This window comes from Mesorhizobium sp. B2-3-4 (assembly GCF_006442315.1).
In the GTDB taxonomy this organism is placed as follows: domain Bacteria; phylum Pseudomonadota; class Alphaproteobacteria; order Rhizobiales; family Rhizobiaceae; genus Mesorhizobium.
The window spans coordinates 51,934-67,948 of the sequence record NZ_VFVY01000021.1 but is presented as its reverse complement, the minus strand read 5'-3'; the positions used below and the strand labels follow the sequence as shown (position 1 = coordinate 67,948).

The 16,015-nt window shown below is 64.2% G+C and carries 18 protein-coding genes; 8 read left to right on the top strand and 10 right to left on the bottom strand.

The features are described 5' to 3' along the window. The first annotated feature begins 8 nt into the window (after positions 1-8). The 5 genes from FJ967_RS26485 to xth all read left to right on the top strand — a co-directional run bounded on the left by FJ967_RS26485 (position 9) and on the right by xth (position 6,563). Positions 9-1,364 carry an ammonium transporter gene (locus tag FJ967_RS26485; protein ID WP_140735268.1) on the top strand — a complete coding sequence of 452 codons (1,356 nt, stop codon included), beginning with the start codon at positions 9-11 and terminating at the stop codon, positions 1,362-1,364. Positions 1,365-1,684: 320 nt separating this feature from the next. Continuing rightward, the gene (locus tag FJ967_RS26480) at positions 1,685-1,963 is read left to right on the top strand and encodes a hypothetical protein (RefSeq protein WP_140735267.1); all 279 of its coding nucleotides are present in this window, start codon (positions 1,685-1,687) and stop codon (positions 1,961-1,963) included. Between the two features lie 203 nt (positions 1,964-2,166). After that, positions 2,167-4,839, top strand: a complete 2,673-nt coding sequence (locus FJ967_RS26475) for a DNA translocase FtsK (protein ID WP_140735266.1) — start codon at positions 2,167-2,169, stop codon at positions 4,837-4,839. 134 nt (positions 4,840-4,973) lie between these two features. Then, positions 4,974-5,654, top strand: coding sequence for an outer membrane lipoprotein carrier protein LolA (locus FJ967_RS26470; protein ID WP_140735349.1), 681 nt, complete (start codon positions 4,974-4,976; stop codon positions 5,652-5,654). Between the two features lie 102 nt (positions 5,655-5,756). Then, positions 5,757-6,563: an exodeoxyribonuclease III gene (xth, locus tag FJ967_RS26465; RefSeq protein WP_140735265.1), complete on the top strand. Its 807-nt coding sequence runs from the start codon at positions 5,757-5,759 to the stop codon at positions 6,561-6,563. Positions 6,564-6,681: 118 nt separating this feature from the next. Here xth and FJ967_RS26460 read toward each other — a convergent pair whose 3' ends face one another. Together FJ967_RS26460 and FJ967_RS26455 are read right to left on the bottom strand one after the other, a co-directional pair. Then, positions 6,682-7,137 (bottom strand): cyclic nucleotide-binding domain-containing protein, encoded by a 456-nt coding sequence (locus tag FJ967_RS26460; protein ID WP_140735264.1) that lies wholly within the window; start codon positions 7,135-7,137, stop codon positions 6,682-6,684. Positions 7,138-7,259: 122 nt separating this feature from the next. Beyond that, positions 7,260-7,943: a response regulator transcription factor gene (locus FJ967_RS26455; protein WP_140710149.1), complete on the bottom strand. Its 684-nt coding sequence runs from the start codon at positions 7,941-7,943 to the stop codon at positions 7,260-7,262. Between the two features lie 144 nt (positions 7,944-8,087). Between FJ967_RS26455 and FJ967_RS26450 the strand changes: the two genes are divergently transcribed. Next, on the top strand, positions 8,088-8,624 hold the full coding sequence (locus FJ967_RS26450; RefSeq protein WP_181176154.1) for a L,D-transpeptidase: 537 nt from the start codon (positions 8,088-8,090) through the stop codon (positions 8,622-8,624). Positions 8,625-8,718: 94 nt separating this feature from the next. Here FJ967_RS26450 and FJ967_RS26445 read toward each other — a convergent pair whose 3' ends face one another. After that, complete coding sequence (locus FJ967_RS26445) at positions 8,719-8,958, bottom strand: hypothetical protein (protein ID WP_140735262.1); 240 nt, start codon at positions 8,956-8,958, stop codon at positions 8,719-8,721. Between the two features lie 165 nt (positions 8,959-9,123). Between FJ967_RS26445 and gcvA the strand changes: the two genes are divergently transcribed. After that, positions 9,124-10,056, top strand: coding sequence for a transcriptional regulator GcvA (gene gcvA, locus FJ967_RS26440; RefSeq protein ID WP_140735261.1), 933 nt, complete (start codon positions 9,124-9,126; stop codon positions 10,054-10,056). A gap of 25 nt (positions 10,057-10,081) precedes the next feature. On the opposite strand, the gene FJ967_RS26435 is transcribed toward gcvA, so the two are convergent. From FJ967_RS26435 to tsaD, 7 genes are read right to left on the bottom strand one after another with little or no spacing between them, the layout of a single operon-like run. Next, a complete protein-coding gene (locus FJ967_RS26435; RefSeq protein WP_140735260.1) occupies positions 10,082-10,825 on the bottom strand; it encodes a glycosyltransferase family 25 protein in 744 nt (247 codons plus the stop codon). A gap of 19 nt (positions 10,826-10,844) precedes the next feature. Then, complete coding sequence (locus FJ967_RS26430) at positions 10,845-11,261, bottom strand: DUF1761 domain-containing protein (RefSeq protein ID WP_140735259.1); 417 nt, start codon at positions 11,259-11,261, stop codon at positions 10,845-10,847. Positions 11,262-11,282: 21 nt separating this feature from the next. Further along, positions 11,283-12,008, bottom strand: coding sequence for a methyltransferase (locus tag FJ967_RS26425; RefSeq protein ID WP_181176151.1), 726 nt, complete (start codon positions 12,006-12,008; stop codon positions 11,283-11,285). Then, a complete protein-coding gene (locus FJ967_RS26420; RefSeq protein ID WP_140735258.1) occupies positions 11,963-12,388 on the bottom strand; it encodes an EVE domain-containing protein in 426 nt (141 codons plus the stop codon). The genes FJ967_RS26425 and FJ967_RS26420 overlap by 46 nt, the downstream gene beginning before the upstream one ends. Before the next feature lie 39 nt (positions 12,389-12,427). Further along, the gene (locus tag FJ967_RS26415; RefSeq protein ID WP_140735257.1) at positions 12,428-12,724 is read right to left on the bottom strand and encodes a YciI-like protein; all 297 of its coding nucleotides are present in this window, start codon (positions 12,722-12,724) and stop codon (positions 12,428-12,430) included. Positions 12,725-12,753: 29 nt separating this feature from the next. Beyond that, positions 12,754-13,779: an NAD(P)H-dependent glycerol-3-phosphate dehydrogenase gene (locus FJ967_RS26410; protein ID WP_181176150.1), complete on the bottom strand. Its 1,026-nt coding sequence runs from the start codon at positions 13,777-13,779 to the stop codon at positions 12,754-12,756. Then, positions 13,776-14,861: a tRNA (adenosine(37)-N6)-threonylcarbamoyltransferase complex transferase subunit TsaD gene (gene tsaD, locus FJ967_RS26405; RefSeq protein WP_181176153.1), complete on the bottom strand. Its 1,086-nt coding sequence runs from the start codon at positions 14,859-14,861 to the stop codon at positions 13,776-13,778. The genes FJ967_RS26410 and tsaD overlap by 4 nt, the downstream gene beginning before the upstream one ends. 227 nt (positions 14,862-15,088) lie before the next feature. On the opposite strand from tsaD, the gene hemC reads away from it, so the two are divergent. Beyond that, positions 15,089-16,015: a hydroxymethylbilane synthase gene (gene hemC, locus FJ967_RS26400; protein ID WP_140735255.1), complete on the top strand. Its 927-nt coding sequence runs from the start codon at positions 15,089-15,091 to the stop codon at positions 16,013-16,015.

Genomic DNA, 16,015 nt, shown 5'->3' with positions numbered 1-16,015 from the left:
AGATTTCAATGAATATTCCTTCCACCTTGAAGACGACGGGACGGGCGGCCCTCCTGGGTTCGCTTGCTCTGGCCGCGTTGGGCAGCGTCGCCGCCTTCGCGCAGGAAGCCGCACCGGCCGCTGCCGCCGCCGCGCCGGCCGCGACCCCCGCACCGGTGCTCGACACCGGCAACACCGCCTGGATGCTGACCTCGACGGCGCTGGTGCTGATGATGACCATTCCGGGCCTCGCGCTGTTCTATGGCGGCATGGTGCGCAAGAAGAACGTGCTCGCCACCATCATGCAGAGCTTCGCCATCACCTGCCTGGTGACGGTGCTGTGGTTCATGTTCGGCTATTCGCTGGCCTTCTCCGATGGCGGCAGCATGAATTCCTTCATCGGTGGCGCCTCGAAGTTCTTCCACCACGGCATCACCACATCCTCGCTATGGGCGCCCGGCGTGGCGAACATTCCTGAATTCGTGTTCTCGATGTTCCAGATGACCTTCGCCATCATCACGCCAGCGCTGATCGCCGGCGCCTTCGCCGAACGCATGAAATTCTCGGCATTGCTGATCTTCATGGCACTGTGGCTGCTGGTGGTCTATGCGCCGGTCGCTCACTGGGTATGGGGCGGCGGCTTCCTCGGCTCGGCCGGCGTGCTCGACTTCGCCGGCGGCACGGTCGTCCATATCAACGCCGGTGTCGCGGGCCTGATCTGCGCGCTGGTGCTCGGCAAGCGCCAGGGCTACGGCACCACCAATATGGCGCCGCACAACCTGGTCTATTCGGTGATCGGCGCCTCGTTGCTGTGGGTCGGCTGGTTCGGCTTCAACGCCGGTTCCGAACTCGCCGCCGACGGCCTTGCCGGTGCCGCCATGCTCAACACCCAGGTGGCCACCGCCGCGGCGGCCCTGGCCTGGATGTTCGCCGAATGGATCGTCGCCAAGAAGCCGTCCGTGCTCGGCATCATCTCGGGCGCCGTCGCCGGCCTGGTCGCGGTGACGCCGGCTTCCGGCTTCGTCAACCCGACGGGCGCGTTCATCGTCGGCATCGTCGCCGGCGTCGTCTGCTACCTCTCGGCGGTCAAGGTCAAGCATGCGCTCGGCTATGACGACTCGCTCGATGCCTTCGGCGTGCATGGCGTCGGCGGCATCGTCGGTGCGCTGCTGACCGGCGTGCTCGCCGATCCGGCGATCAACAGCCTGTCGTCGGGCGCCTCGCTCGCCAAGCAGGCTTACGGCGTCGGCGTCACCATCGTCTGGACGGCGATCGCCACCCTCGTGATCCTCTACATCGTCAAGGCCCTGGTCGGCCTGCGTCCGTCGACCCAGGAAGAGGTCGAGGGCCTCGACATCTCCCAGCATGGCGAAGTGGTGCCGTAAGGCATCCCCGCCAAGGGACCGGCGGAACCCTCCTCCCGCCGGTCCCCTGTCTCCACGCAATTCACAAGGGAAGCGAGAGGCACTTTCCCGGAATTGCTTCAATCCCGTCGTGAAGCTCCCCGCAAGGAGTTCACGCTTTGAGGCCCGGATCGCATCCGGGCCTCTTTTTTGGAATTCCGTTTCTGCCGCCCAATGATTTCGGTGGTCACGTTCTCGTGAAGAGGATTTTCAAGGAAACATCGACCGCCCTCTCTGCGAAGTCATGGAGGCGACCGTCGTTCCGACGCTCGTGTTTGAAAACACAGGGAAGGAGTTTTCTCATGAACCTCAAGAATATCTGCCTCGGTGCACTCGCGCTTTCCATGGTCAGCGGCTTTGCATTTGCCGGCGCACTGGACGAGCCGGACAATATGGCGCCGTTCTTCACCGATTCCAGCATGAAAACCATGAAGCCGATGGAAGAATTCAAGGCGGCGTTCATGGCCATGCCGAAGGAGAAGCAGGACGCCATGATGAAGGAATGCCAGGACGCGGCGATGAGCAAGCCGCACGCCGAGTTCTGCGCCAACCTGAACATGCTCGGCGGCGCCAGCAAATAAGGGCCTCACCCGAACGAACGGATGGCGGGCCAGGGCGCCCGCCATTTCCGTTGGTGCGGCGCATCGAAAGATTTCCCCGCCAAGCAAAGTCGCCGGCCGCCTTATAGTTAATGCGCCCTTAACCTTCCCCCGCCTAGTCTGGCATCCGAATCTGCCGGAGTGCGTCATGCGCTCGGGCCAGGCACGCACAGACGGGGAAGAGCATGCGTTCAGGGGCTTCAGCACCGCTCGCGCTGACCGATACGGGGCACGGCATCCAGGCGTTCGCGCGGCGCCAGGTCGGCCGGCTGGTCGGCGCCGGGCTGTTCGCCTTCACAGCCTTCGCCGTAGCCAGCCTCGCGACCTGGAACGTCGCCGATCCGAGCTTCTCGCACGCCACCGCCAACACGGTGACCAACGCCATGGGCTATGCCGGCGCGGTCTTCTCCGACCTCGCCATGCAGTTCTTCGGTCTTGCCGCGGTCGCCGCGCTGGTGCCGGCCGTCATCTGGGGATATCTCCTGTTTTCGGCGCGCGGCGTCGACAGGATGCCCAAGCGCGGGCTGCACTGGTTCGGCTTCGCGCTGCTCGCCGCAGCGATCGCGGGCTGCATCGTTCCGCCCAAAACCTGGCCACTGCCCACCGGCCTCGGCGGCGTGTTCGGCGACATGGTGCTCAAGATTCCCGGTATCCTCGTCGGCGGCTATCCGACCGGGCTGATCGCCAGCGTGCTCGCCGTTCTGCTGGCGGCACCCACGCTGTGGCTGTTCGCCTATGGCGCGGCGCTGATCGGGCGCAAGAACGGCTTCGCCGTGATGGAAGAACCAGCCGCCGCGGAACCGCGCGAGGACGAGCTGCTGTTCGACAATGACGAGGACGAAGGCGACGAGGGCATACTGGCGCTCGGCGCGATCACGCATTGGTGGCTCTCGCTGCGCGCCTGGATGCATCGCCGCGCGGTGCGCCGCAGGCAGGAGCGCGACGAGTTCGAACCCGAGATGGAGCCGCGCGCCAGCGCCTGGCGGCGCGCCGCCGAACGGGTCGAATCGGCCGAGTTCGCCGAATCCCGCATGAGCCAGGACGGCCGCGCGCGCGTCGAACCGGAATTCTTCGCCGCCATGGTCAATGACCGCAGCGTTTCCGTCGACCCGGACGATGACGATGTCTTCGACGATCGTTTCGAAACCGGCGAGGACGATATCGACCTCGACGACGAGCCGGTCGTCGCGCGCCGTGCCGCGCCTGGCGCCAAGGTCCAGCAGTTCCGTTCCGACGCCGCCACGCGTGTTGCCGCCCCGGCACCGCGCCCGGCTCCGGGCGCCCGCGTCCAGCGCGAAGCCCAGACCTCGCTGATCGGCTCAGATACGTTCGAAATGCCGTCGCTGCATTTCCTGTCCGAGCCGAAGAACGTCGCCAAGGATGTCAGCCTGTCGAAGGATGCGCTGGAGCAGAATGCGCGCCTGCTCGAGGGCGTGCTGGAGGATTTCGGCGTCAAGGGCGAGATCATTCATGTCCGTCCCGGCCCTGTCGTCACGCTCTATGAACTGGAGCCCGCGCCGGGCATCAAATCGTCGCGCGTCATCGGCCTTGCCGACGACATTGCCCGCTCCATGAGCGCGATCGCGGCGCGTGTCGCCGTCGTCCCCGGCCGCAATGCCATCGGCATCGAGCTGCCCAACGCCAAGCGCGAGACGGTCTATCTCAGGGAGATCATGGCCAGCCGCGACTTCGAGACCACGAAGATGAAACTGGCGCTGGCGCTGGGCAAGAGCATCAATGGCGAGGCGGTCATCGTCGACATCGCCAAGATGCCGCACGTGCTGGTCGCCGGCACCACCGGCTCCGGCAAGTCGGTCGCCATCAACACCATGATCCTGTCGCTGCTCTACCGGATGACGCCGCAGGAGTGCCGGCTGATCATGATCGACCCGAAGATGCTGGAACTTTCCGTCTATGACGGCATCCCGCATCTGCTCACGCCGGTCGTCACCGATCCGAAAAAGGCCGTGGTGGCGCTGAAATGGACCGTGCGTGAGATGGAGGACCGCTACCGCAAGATGTCCAAGGTCGGCGTGCGCAACATCGACGGCTTCAATGCGCGCGTGCAACAGGCCGAGAAGAAGGGCGAAAAGATCTCGCGCACCGTGCAGACCGGCTTCGACCGGGAGACCGGCGAGGCGATCTACGAGACCGAGAATCTCGATCTCGAGCCGATGCCCTACATCGTCGTCATCATCGACGAAATGGCCGACCTGATGATGGTCGCCGGCAAGGACATCGAGGGCGCGGTGCAGCGCCTGGCGCAGATGGCGCGCGCCGCCGGCATCCATGTCATCATGGCCACGCAGCGCCCCTCGGTCGACGTCATCACCGGCACCATCAAGGCCAATTTCCCGACCCGCATCTCCTTCCAGGTGACGTCGAAGATCGACAGCCGCACCATTCTGGGCGAGCAGGGCGCCGAGCAGCTGCTGGGCATGGGTGACATGCTCTACATGGCCGGCGGCGGGCGCATCCAGCGCGTGCACGGCCCGTTCGTCTCCGACGACGAGGTCGAGAAGGTGGTCGGCCACCTCAAGCTTCAGGGCGTTCCCGAATATCTCGACGCCATCACCGAGGATGATGAAGAGGACGAGGACGAGCCGTCCGGCAAGGGCGGCTCCGGCGGCGGAGGCGGCGGCAATTTCGAGGATTCCGACGACCCCTACGACCAGGCGGTCTCGGTGGTGCTGCGCGACGGCAAGGCCTCGACCAGCTACATCCAGCGGCGTCTGGGCATCGGCTACAACAGGGCCGCCTCGATCATCGAGAAGATGGAAAAGGAAGGCATTGTCGGCCCGGCCAACCATGCCGGGAAACGCGAAATCCTGGTGCCGACCGAAGACGACAAATTCTGACGGATGGGAGTTCGCCGCAACTTTGAACCTTCTGGCGCGTTCAAGCGACTGAGCAGCGATCGCATCGCCAAACTTCAGCCCAACTGGGGGTTCACGACAGCGACCAAATCAGGAATCAGACGAGAGTGACCGATATGAAAAACGATCTTTCAGCGCTCAGCGATCTTGCCCCGACACGGCGCCAGTTGCTTGGCTTCGGCCTGGTCATGGCGGGCGCCGCCGCGCTCAATGTCGTGCCCGGATTCGAACTGCTGGCCTCGGCGCAGGCAGCCGTGCCGGCGGCGGCGCAGAAGATCGCCGATCATTTCTCGGCGGTCAAATCGATGAGCGGCGAATTCGTCCAGTTCGCGCCGAACAATCAGCAGACCGGGGGCAAGTTCTTCCTGGAGCGTCCCGGCAAGATCCGTTTCAACTATGACGGATCGTCGAATTTCCGGGTGATTTCCGACGGCAAGTCGGTGGTCATCCTCAACAAGAAGCTCAACACGTCGGATCTCTATCCCCTGTCAAAGACGCCGCTGAAGCTTCTGCTCGACGACCACATCGATCTCTCGGGCGGCCGCGTCAAGAATATCAAGGAAGAGAGCGATCTCACCACGATTCAGCTCGCTGACAAATCGGTGTTCGGCAATTCGAAGATCACCATGATGTTCGATCCGAAGACCTATGAACTGCGCCAGTGGACGATCACGGATGCGCAGGGCAAGGATACGACGGTGATGATCTACAACGTCAAGGAAGGCGTCAGTTTCGCCGCCGACACCTTCGCCATCGACTATACGGCGAACCGCGAACTGAATACGAAAACCAGGTAGGTTTCGTCTCGGGCGCATCCCGGCGCCGCGATTTGACGCTTCCCTTGTCTTTCCGGCGTTCGGCTGGCAGTAGTTCGGCTCTCTCTTGCCGGACTTTGCCGTATGCCCTTTTCGATCGCCACCTGGAACATCAACTCCGTGCGCCTGCGCATGCCCATCATCGAACGCCTGCTCGACGAGTACGCGCCCGATGTGCTGTGCCTGCAGGAAACCAAGGTCCCGGACGAGCTGTTTCCGGAAAAGGCGTTCCGCCGGCTCGGCTACCAGCACATCGCCTTCCATGGCCAGAAGGGCTATCACGGCGTGGCGACGGTGGCACGGCGGCCCATCGAGGTGGTCGAAAGGCGCCGCTTCTGCGACATCGAGGACAGCCGGCACCTGTCGGTGAAGGTGCGGGCCGGCGGCAAGGCCATCCTGGTGCACAATTTCTACGTTCCGGCCGGCGGCGACGAACCGGATCCCGAAATCAACAAGAAGTTCAGGCACAAGCTCGACTTCGTCGCCGAGATGAATGCTATCCGGGCCGAGCACGACGAAGTGTCGGCCTCGGTGCTGGTCGGTGACCTCAACATCGCGCCGCTGGAGCATGATGTCTGGTCGCACAAGCAATTGCTAAATGTGGTCAGCCACACGCCGGTCGAGACCGAAAGCTTCGAGGCGATGCGGCTCTCCGGCGGCTGGGTCGACCTGATGCGGCACAACGTGCCGCCGGAACAGAAGCTCTACACCTGGTGGAGCTATCGCGCGCAGGACTGGGAAGCGTCGAACCGTGGCCGGCGGCTCGATCATGTCTGGTCGTCGCCCAACCTGGTGCCTGATTTCACCGGCTACGAGATTCTGCGGGCGGCGCGCGGCTGGGACCGGCCGTCGGACCATGTGCCTGTCGTTGCGCGGTTCAACCTGGATTGACGTGGCGGTTGGAAAGGCGCGCTGCCGGTCGCCATCCTAGTCCAGGGTCTGCGCGCGTCGCTGCGCTCCTTGCTCCGCCCTGGAATGACGAACCCGCTTTTGAGCCGTCTGTTGCGCCTCACCCCGAAAAGCGCGGACCCAGTGCCTCGATGCGGCGGATCATGGCCTGGAACTCCTCGGAGATGCGCTGATGCAGTTTCAGCGCCACTTCCGGATACTCCTCCAGGATGCGGCGGAACATCTTGCGGCTCAGCCTTATCACTTCCGCGTCGGTGGCGGCGGAGGCGCTGGTCAGCCGCCTGGTATCGGCGATGAGCGCCAGCTCGCTCAGCATGGTACCGGGTCCGGCGGTGCCGATCGGGATGCGCTCGCCGTCCTGTTCCCGGTAAAGGGCGATCTCGCCCGAGACCACGACATAGGCTGAATCGGCTTCGTCGTCCTCGCGGTAGAGCTTGCGGTCGGCATTGAGCAGCGTGGTCTCGGCACCGAAGGCGAGCAGGCGCAATTGTTCCTGCGTGAAGCCCTCGAAAAGCCTCACGGCGGACAGGATGCGGATGTCGTCATCCAGCGCCATCTAGCTGTGTCCCCGAACGGTCAGTCCAATCCCTCCTCTGCGGTACGGTCCAGAATCCCCCTCCAACAGGATCGTACCCGAAAGCGGCCCCCGCCCAGACCGCTTATTGGATCGTAAAATGTTTAAGGAACCAGCTTGTAGCCGCCGCTTTCTGTCACAAGAATTTCGGCATTGGAAGGATCGCGCTCGATCTTCTGACGCAGACGATAGACATGGGTCTCCAGCGTGTGCGTGGTGACGCCGGAATTGTATCCCCATACTTCTTCCAGCAGCACATCGCGCGTCACCACTTTCTGGTCGGCGCGATAGAGATATTTGATGATCGAGGCCTCCTTCTCCGTCAGCCGCACCTTGCCGCCGCGCGGGTCGATAAGCAGTTTCTGGCTGGGCTTGAAAGTGTAGGGGCCGACCGAGAAGGTCGCGTCCTCGCTCTGCTCATGCTGGCGCAACTGCGCCCGAATGCGGGCAAGCAGCACCGCGAAGCGGAACGGCTTGGTCACATAGTCATTGGCACCGGCCTCGAGGCCAAGGATCGTGTCCGAATCGGTGTCGTGGCCGGTCAGCATGATAATGGGCGCCTTGTAGCCGCCCTTACGCAGGATCTTTACCGCCTCCCGGCCATCCATGTCGGGCAAGCCGACATCCATGATGAGCAGATCGATGAGGCCGCCGCGCGCCGCGGTGACGCCTTTTGCCGCAGTGGCTTCCTGGAGGACGTCGAATTCCTCGTAGAGGGAGAGTTGCTCGACGAGCGTGCCGCGCAGGTCGTCATCGTCGTCGACGATCAGGATGGTGCGTGAAGTCATGGATCAATCCGTTGTTTTGAAAAGTGAATTCAGTTGACCGCTGCGTATTTATGCGGAAGCTGGCTGACACAATAGCCGATCACAGTGATTTGTTCCGTGGCACGATCATACAAGAAAAAACGCGATCGCAATGCAGCCGGCGCAATTTTGCCGAAAGGGCTGGGTGTGCTGACCGTGCGGGCCCGGCCCGGCCACCCCACTCAGGGCTTGCTGCAGGCCGGCAAAACGGTGTTTGCGTGCGCGTTGGGGCGCGGCGGCATCAAGGCCGACAAGCGCGAGGGGGACGGCGCGACACCGCTCGCTTCGATGCGCATCCTGGCGGGCTATTTCCGGGGGGATCAGTTCGCTGCCGGCCGCAGAACCCGCCTGGCGATGGCGCCGATCGGGTCTGATCTCGGCTGGTGCGAGGTATCGGACGACCGCAACTACAACAGGCCGGTCAAGATTCCCTATGGCGCCAGCCACGAACGGATGCGGCGCGACGACCGGCTCTATGACGCCTGCCTGGTGCTCGACTGGAACATCGCGCCGCGCCGCCGCGGGCGCGGCAGCGCCATCTTTTTCCACCTGGCGCGTCCCGGCTTCACGCCGACGCAAGGCTGCGTGGCGGTGACCGCGCGCACGATGGCGCGGCTTTTGCCGCTGCTGTCGGATCGGACGGTGGTGAGGGTGGTGAGGTAGGGAGTAGGGAGTAGGGAGTAGGGAGTAGGGAGTAGGGAGTAGGGAGTAGGGGTTCTCTTCTAATGCCTACTGCCTATTCCCTACGGCCCAATCCCTATCTCCTTGGCTGCTGCCAGCCTATGTCCAGCAGACCGATCCGGCCAAGTTCCCGGTCCATCGCCTTCGCGACGTCCTTGCGGGCGGCGCCGATATCGCGCAGCTGGCGCTCGGACAGGTCCTCGACATTCTGGTGCGGAAGGTTGACCGCGACCCTGGCCTGACGCAGCCAGTCACGGACAGCCGACAGCCAGCCCGGCCGGGCGATGTATGCAGGGTCAAGAGCGATGTGGGACATGACGTGATCCGTATTCTCCGGATATCAAATCCGGTTTGATGGTGTTTTGATGCTGCAATCATGCCGGATTGAAAAACAAACGGGAAACGAGTAGTTCTTTTCAGATCATCAAGTTTTATTTGAGGATCAAGAGGCCATGAGCCGCCGTTGCCGAGTGACACGCTGATGGCAATTCTCTTGCCGGGGACGCGAGCGCTCAGAACGCTGGAAGCGGCGGCCCGGCACCTCAATTTCACCCGCGCCGCCGAAGAGCTCGGCCTTACGCCGGCCGCCGTCAGCCACCAGATCAAGGAAATCGAGGATCAGCTCGGCATCGTCTTGTTCACCCGCACCAGCCGTACCATCCGACTGACGGAGGCGGGCACGGTGCTGTACGAGGCGGCGACCGACACGCTCGATCTGCTTGGCCGGGCCGTCATGCGGGCACGCAAGCTGGCGCGCGGCACCGAATTCCTGAAGGTGACGCTGGACGCGCAGTTTGCGGCGAAATGGCTGATGCGGCGCGTCGAGAATTTCCGCAAACAGTACCCGGGCATCGAGCTGAGGTTCGACATCGCCTATGGCTTGCGCGATTTCGATCTCGACGACGTCGATGTCGGCATCCGCTTCGGCGCCGGTAAATATCCGGGGCTTTGCGCGCATCGCCTGTTCGACAACATCATCATTCCCGTGTGCAGTCCGGGTCTTCTGACATCGGGACCGCCCTTGCGCGAGCCACGCGACCTGTTCAACCACACGCTTGCCCATATCGAATGGGCGCGGCAGGGCGTGACATGGCCGAACTGGCGCATGTGGATGGCGGCGGCCGGCGTCGACGATTTCGACGACAGCCGCACCGTTGTCTTCGGCACGTCGACGGATGCTGTCCAGGCGGCGCTCGACGGCAATGCCGTGGCGCTCGCCGATTTCGCCATGGTGGCAAACGACCTGTCCGAAGGCCGGCTGGTGCGGCCCTTCGAACTCAGCATCAGGGTTGCGCCGGAATTCGCCTATTTCCTGGTCTATCCGCAGGCGATGACCGACGATCCCCGCATCGTCGCCTTCCGCGAATGGATTCTGGAGGAAGTTGCCAGGACGCGAACGGCGGACAAGGTCTAGGCCGCCCTCGGCCGGCAACGTTGTCTCAGGACCGGGCGTTGTGGCCGAAAACCATCCTGGTGTATTTCTTCCACTTCCATTTCAGGCTTTTGTACAGACGCGGATATCGCTTCGCGGAAATCGAGGTCTCGAACGCTCCGTTCTCGCTTCCCTGCTCGACGATCGGCCGTTCGAACCACAGCATCTCGACGCCGAGCTTTTCGTCCATCTGTTCGACCTGGTGGTCGATCGAGGTGGATATCCTGTTCTGCGCGATCCAGGCGCAACGGGCCTCGGCGACCGGGCGGGTGATGAGGTAGGAATCGGTGCATCTGGCATGGAGCGCGGGGTAAAGCCTCTGGCCTTTCCGCAAGTTCCAGCTCGGCGTGTAGTAGTTGCTGCCATTGCCGAGATAGATGACGGCTTTGCGCGCCGGGCTGCCCAGTTCGGCGAGCCCTTGCCGGAATTTGGCGACGAAATCGCGCGCGAGGAAGACGTCATCCTCGAACACCAGGCAGTAGGGCAGGTCGGTTTCGAGGAAATCGCGCCAGATGCCGAGATGTTTCAGCGCCAGCGAGACGGCCGGTGGATGTTTGAAGGCCGGAGCGACGAGCTCGGCCCGGATATCGGCCGTAATGTCGGGCTGGTCCCAGTCGGTGTAGAAGGTGACGGGCACGCCGCGCCGCTCGAACTCGCGCACGATGTGCCGGCGCCGGTCGTCATAACCGTTTTTGACATGACAGATCCGGCTGAACACCAGGTCGCGTGGAAAGCCGGGTTCGTCCGCCATCAAAGCACTATCATCCCATTCAAGCCGCGACGGCGCCGAACCAACCGATCACCGCGCCGATGATCAGCAGGACGCCGAGCCAGTGGCCGCCATCGATCAGGGTCAGGTCCCAGCCGAAATTCTCGTAGCGGTGGTTCACCGACAGCGTCGTGGCGACAAAGCCCAGCCAAAGCACGAAGCCGAAGATCAGTCCGGCGAGCCAGGTCGGTTCCCCACCGGTCATCGCGCCGACGACCAGGGCCATGACCAACGCCATGATGAGCTCGGCGATGAAGGAGATGACGAAAGGCAGCGGCGATTTCTTCATCGTCGCCGGGTCGAGCCTGGCGGCTTTCAGCCAGGGCTTGCCGAGCGCCATGTACCAGACGGCGCCGAACAGCCAGGCGACGATAGCGGCGGCAACCACCGCTACCCAGTTCACTGCGGAAAAATCCATGAGTTCCCCCTCTGTGCTGTTTTATGGAAACGCCTGTTCGGCGATGGCGTCAAGCAGGCGCCACACGGTCGTGCGCTTGACCTCGGCATCCTCGAGCGCCCGTGTCACCGGCACCTGGTAGACGCCAAGCGGTTCCAGTCCCGATCGCGGCAGGTAGGAGCGGCCGGGATCGCCGACCAGTATATCGGCGCCGCGCCGCTTGAGTGCCGAAAACCACGGCATCAGCCGGGCGGCGAAGGGTTTGTCATAGAAAACGTCTCCGGCGAGCACGACATCCCATCCCGCATCGGTGCCGACGCAGTCGGTGCCGAGGAAATCGATCGCGACGTCGTTGGCTTGCGCATTAAGGCGAACCGCGGTTTCGCAAAACGGATCGATGTCGGCGGCGATCACATCCGCCGCGCCGGCTTTGGCGGCGGCGATGGCGACAAGGCCGGAGCCCGAGGCGAAGTCGAGCACGCGCTTGCCCCGTACCGTGTCGGGATTGTCGATGACATGGCGGGCGAGGCCCTGGCCGCCGGCCCAGGCGAAAGCCCAGAAGGGCGGCGGCAAGCCGATCTCGACCAGCTCCTCCTCGGTCCGCTGCCACAAGTCATGCGCTTCGTCGGCGAGATGAAGCGTGATTTCCGGCACATGCGGCGGCGCCATCAGCGCCGTATTGTCGAGAATGAACTGTCTGGCGCTGTCGGGGGTGAGTGCCGTCACGGCGCCGGCGTCAGGCCGCCCATGCGGCAGACTTCCTTCCATTCGGCCGGCGTCACCGGCTGCACGGAAAGCCGTCCAAGCCGCACCAGCGCCATCTCGGCCAGCTTCGGATTGGCCTTGACGTCCGCCAGTGTCGGCGGATTTGGCACATCCTTGAAGGCGCGGATATCGACACATTCCCAGCGCGGGTCGTCCGACGTGGAGTCGGGGTGGGCGAGCGCGCAGACCTCGGCGATGCCGACGATGTCGAGCCCTTCATTGGAATGATAGAAGAAGCCGAGATCGCCGACCTGCATGGCCTTCATGTTGTTGCGGGCGGCATAGTTGCGTACGCCGTCCCATTGCGTGCCGGACTTGCCCTTGGCCTTCAACGCCTCGAAGGAGAAAACCGAGGGTTCGGATTTGAACAGCCAGTAGTTCATTTTTTCTCCTCCATGCGATCCAGTCGCGGGCGCCGGGAATTAACTAGCCGCCGGCTTGTTGAACGTCCAGTTCCACTGCCGGATTTCGACGCTTTCAAACAGTCCGGCCTTGGCATAGGGGTCGGCGGCCGACAGAGCCTGCGCACCCGCCATGTCAGGCGCCTCGACCACGACGAGGCTGCCATTGGGCTTGCCGTCGGCATCGAGGAATGGACCGGCAAAGGCCAGTTTCTTGTCGCCGTTCAGTCCTTCGAGAAAGGCGACATGTTCGGGTCGCGTGTCGAGGCGCACTTGCAGGCTTCCGGGCTTGTCCTTGCAGATCAGAGCAAACAGCATGGTCTTTCTCCTGGATCAGAGTGAGGGGGTCAATCGTTGGTTTCGGTCTTCAATGGCCGCGTCATCAAGGCCGTCACCGCCTGCTGGACGGTGATGGTGCCTTCGATTATCGCCGCCACGGCAGCGATAATCGGCGCGTCGATGCCGCGCTCGGCGGCGATGCGGGCCGCGATGGCCGCCGTCGGCACGCCCTCGGCCAGCGGCAGTCCAGAAAGCGCCTTGCCCTGTCCGAGCGCCAGCCCATAGGCGAAATTGCGCGATTGCGACGACGCGCATGTGAGCAGCAGGTCGCCAAGGCCGGAAAGCCCCATCAGGGTCTCGGGCCGGGCGCCAAAGGCGGCGCCGATGCGGCGCAGTTCGACGAAGCCGCGCGTGACCATGGCGGCCTGGGCACTGGCGCCGAGGCCGGCCCCGGTAACGGCGCCGGCGGCGATGGCGAAGACGTTCTTCAGCGCGCCGCCGATCTCGACGCCGATCAGGTCGTCGCTCGAATAGCAGCGCAGGTTTTCCGCCGAAAAACGGGCGGCAAGGTCGGCCGCCAGGGTCTCGTCGCCAGCAGCCACCACCACCGCTGTCGGCAGGCCGCGGGCGACGTCGCTGGCAAAGCTCGGCCCGGACAAGGCGGCAACCGGGTTTGGCGGCAAGATTTCCGCGGCGATCGCCGACAACAAGGCGCCGGTGTCGCGTTCGATGCCCTTGGCGCAAAGCACGAGCGGAATGCCAGCCGGCATATGATCCCTTGCGCTCGCCAGCGTCGTCCGCAATGCCTGCGCCGGCGTCACCGCCAGCACGCAATCGCTTCCGGTGAGCGCCGCCTCGATGTCGCTCGTCGCCTCGATGCCGGGCGCAATCGCGATGCCGGGAAGGTAGCGCGGGTTCTCACCGCGGCCGATCGCGGCGACCGTTTCGGGATCACGCGCGAACAGCCGCACCGAATGGCCGGCGCGCAGCATGGCCAGCGCCAGCGCCGTGCCCCAGGCGCCGCCGCCGAGCACGGTGACATGCCAGCCGCCTTTGCCGCCAGTGCCCGCGCTCTTCATGGCTCGATCGGTCATGCCTTTGCTCCGCGCCGGCCGGAGCCGACCATTGGCGTCGAGACGCTGTCCAGCGGCCAGCGCGAGCGCGGCACAAAATCGAAGCCGTTCTCTTGCGCCATTCCCTCGCGCAGCCGCTCGATGCCGGCCCAGGCGATCATCGCCGCATTGTCGGTGCACAATTTCAACGGCGGCGCGACGAAGGCGAAACCGGCCTTGGCACAGAGCCCTTCAAGCGTGGCTTTGATGGTGCGGTTGGCGGCAACGCCTCCGGCAACGACCAGCGAGGGCCTTTTGGTGCCCGGGAACGTCTCGCTGAAGCGCGCAAGGGCGCGAGACACGCGGTCGGCCAGCGCATCGGCGACCGCCGCCTGAAACGAGGCGCAGATGTCGGCGACATCCTGTTCGCTCAACGGCTCGATTGCCGTTGCCGCCTGGCGCACGGCCGTCTTCAGGCCGGAAAAGGAGAAATCGGGCTGCGCCGAGCCTTTCATCGGCCTGGGGAAGGCAAAGCGCGAAGCATCGCCCGACATCGCCGCCTTCTCGACATTGGGACCGCCAGGATAGGGCAGGCCGAGCATCTTGGCGGTCTTGTCGAAAGCTTCGCCGAGCGCGTCGTCTATGGTGGTGGCCCAGCGCTGGTAGTCGCCCACGCCGCGCACGGCGAGGATCTGCGTGTGGCCGCCGGAAACCAGCAGCAGCAGGTAGGGAAATTCGAGACCGTCGGTCAGCCGCGCCGTCAAGGCGTGGCCTTCGAGGTGATTGACGGCGATCAGCGGCTTGTTCGCCGCGGCGGCGATGGCCTTGGCCGTCATCAGACCGACAATCAGCCCGCCGACGAGGCCCGGCCCGGCGGTGGCTGCGATGGCGTCGACGTCGGCCAATGCCACGCCCGAATCGGCGAGTGCCGCCTCGATGATGCCGTCCAGCGCCTCGACATGGGCGCGCGCGGCGATCTCCGGCACCACACCGCCGAAGGCGGCATGTTCCTCGATCTGGGAGAGCACGATGTTGGACAGGATTTTCGGCGCGGCGTCGCCCTCCAGCGCCACGACGCTGGCGGCGGTCTCGTCGCAACTCGTCTCAATGCCCAGTACGCGGATCAATTCGTCGCTATCCCAAGAGATTGTGCAGCCGGGCTTTCCCCGTTAGGAGGTCAGCCGATATTCAGGTGATGCCGGCCTGCAAATGGCGGGTTTCTGCGCTTCCGGTGCTCACGTACCCAAAAGTACGCTGCGCTCCGGTTCTCAAAACCCACTATTTTCGGCACGGCCTGACCTGAATCTCGACAGACCTCGATCTGCTCGGGGGTTATCACGGACCGCTCGCCATGCAAACAATCTTGAAAATCGGAACGCGCGGCAGCCCGCTGGCGTTGGCGCAGGCGCATGAAACACAGGCGCGGCTGATGGCCGCGCATGGCATGCCAGCGGCAGCGTTCGAAGTCGTCGTCATCTCGACCAGCGGCGACCGCATCCAGGACCGGCCGCTGTCGGAAGCCGGCGGCAAGGGCCTGTTCACCAAGGAAATCGAGGAAGCGCTGCTGGCCGGCGCGATCGACATCGCCGTGCATTCGTCGAAGGACATGCCGACGCAACTGCCCGCCGGCCTGGAACTCTCGGCTTTCCTGCCGCGCGAGGATGCGCGCGACGCCTTCGTCGGCAAGGCGGCCAAGACGATCGCCGAGCTGCCGCGTGGCGCAAAGGTAGGCTCGTCGTCGCTCAGGCGCCAGGCGCTGATCCGGCGCATGCGGCCCGATCTCGACGTGGTGATGTTCCGGGGCAACGTGCAGACGCGGCTGCGCAAACTAGAGGAAGGCGTCGCTACCGGTACCATCCTGGCCTATGCCGGACTGAAGCGGCTCGGACTGGAACATCTGGCTACCGACCTGATGCCGCTCGACATTTTTCCGCCGGCGCCGGGACAGGGCGCGATCGGCATCGAGACGCGTATCGGCGACCGCGACGTCGAGAAGATGCTGGCGGCCATCCACGACGTGCCGACCGGACAGGCACTTGCCTGCGAGCGCGCCTTTCTCGCCGCTCTCGACGGCTCCTGCCGCACGCCGATCGCCGGCTATGCGGCGGTCGAGGCCGGAAAACTCTCTTTTGCCGGGCTGATCATCTCGCCCGACGGCACGCAGTCGCACACGGTCGAACTGCGGGGGTCGGCAGAAGATGCCGCGCGCATCGGCGATGAGGCGGCGAGGACGGTGCGGGCCAAGGCTGGCGAAAAGTTCTTCGACGGCTGGCTCTGA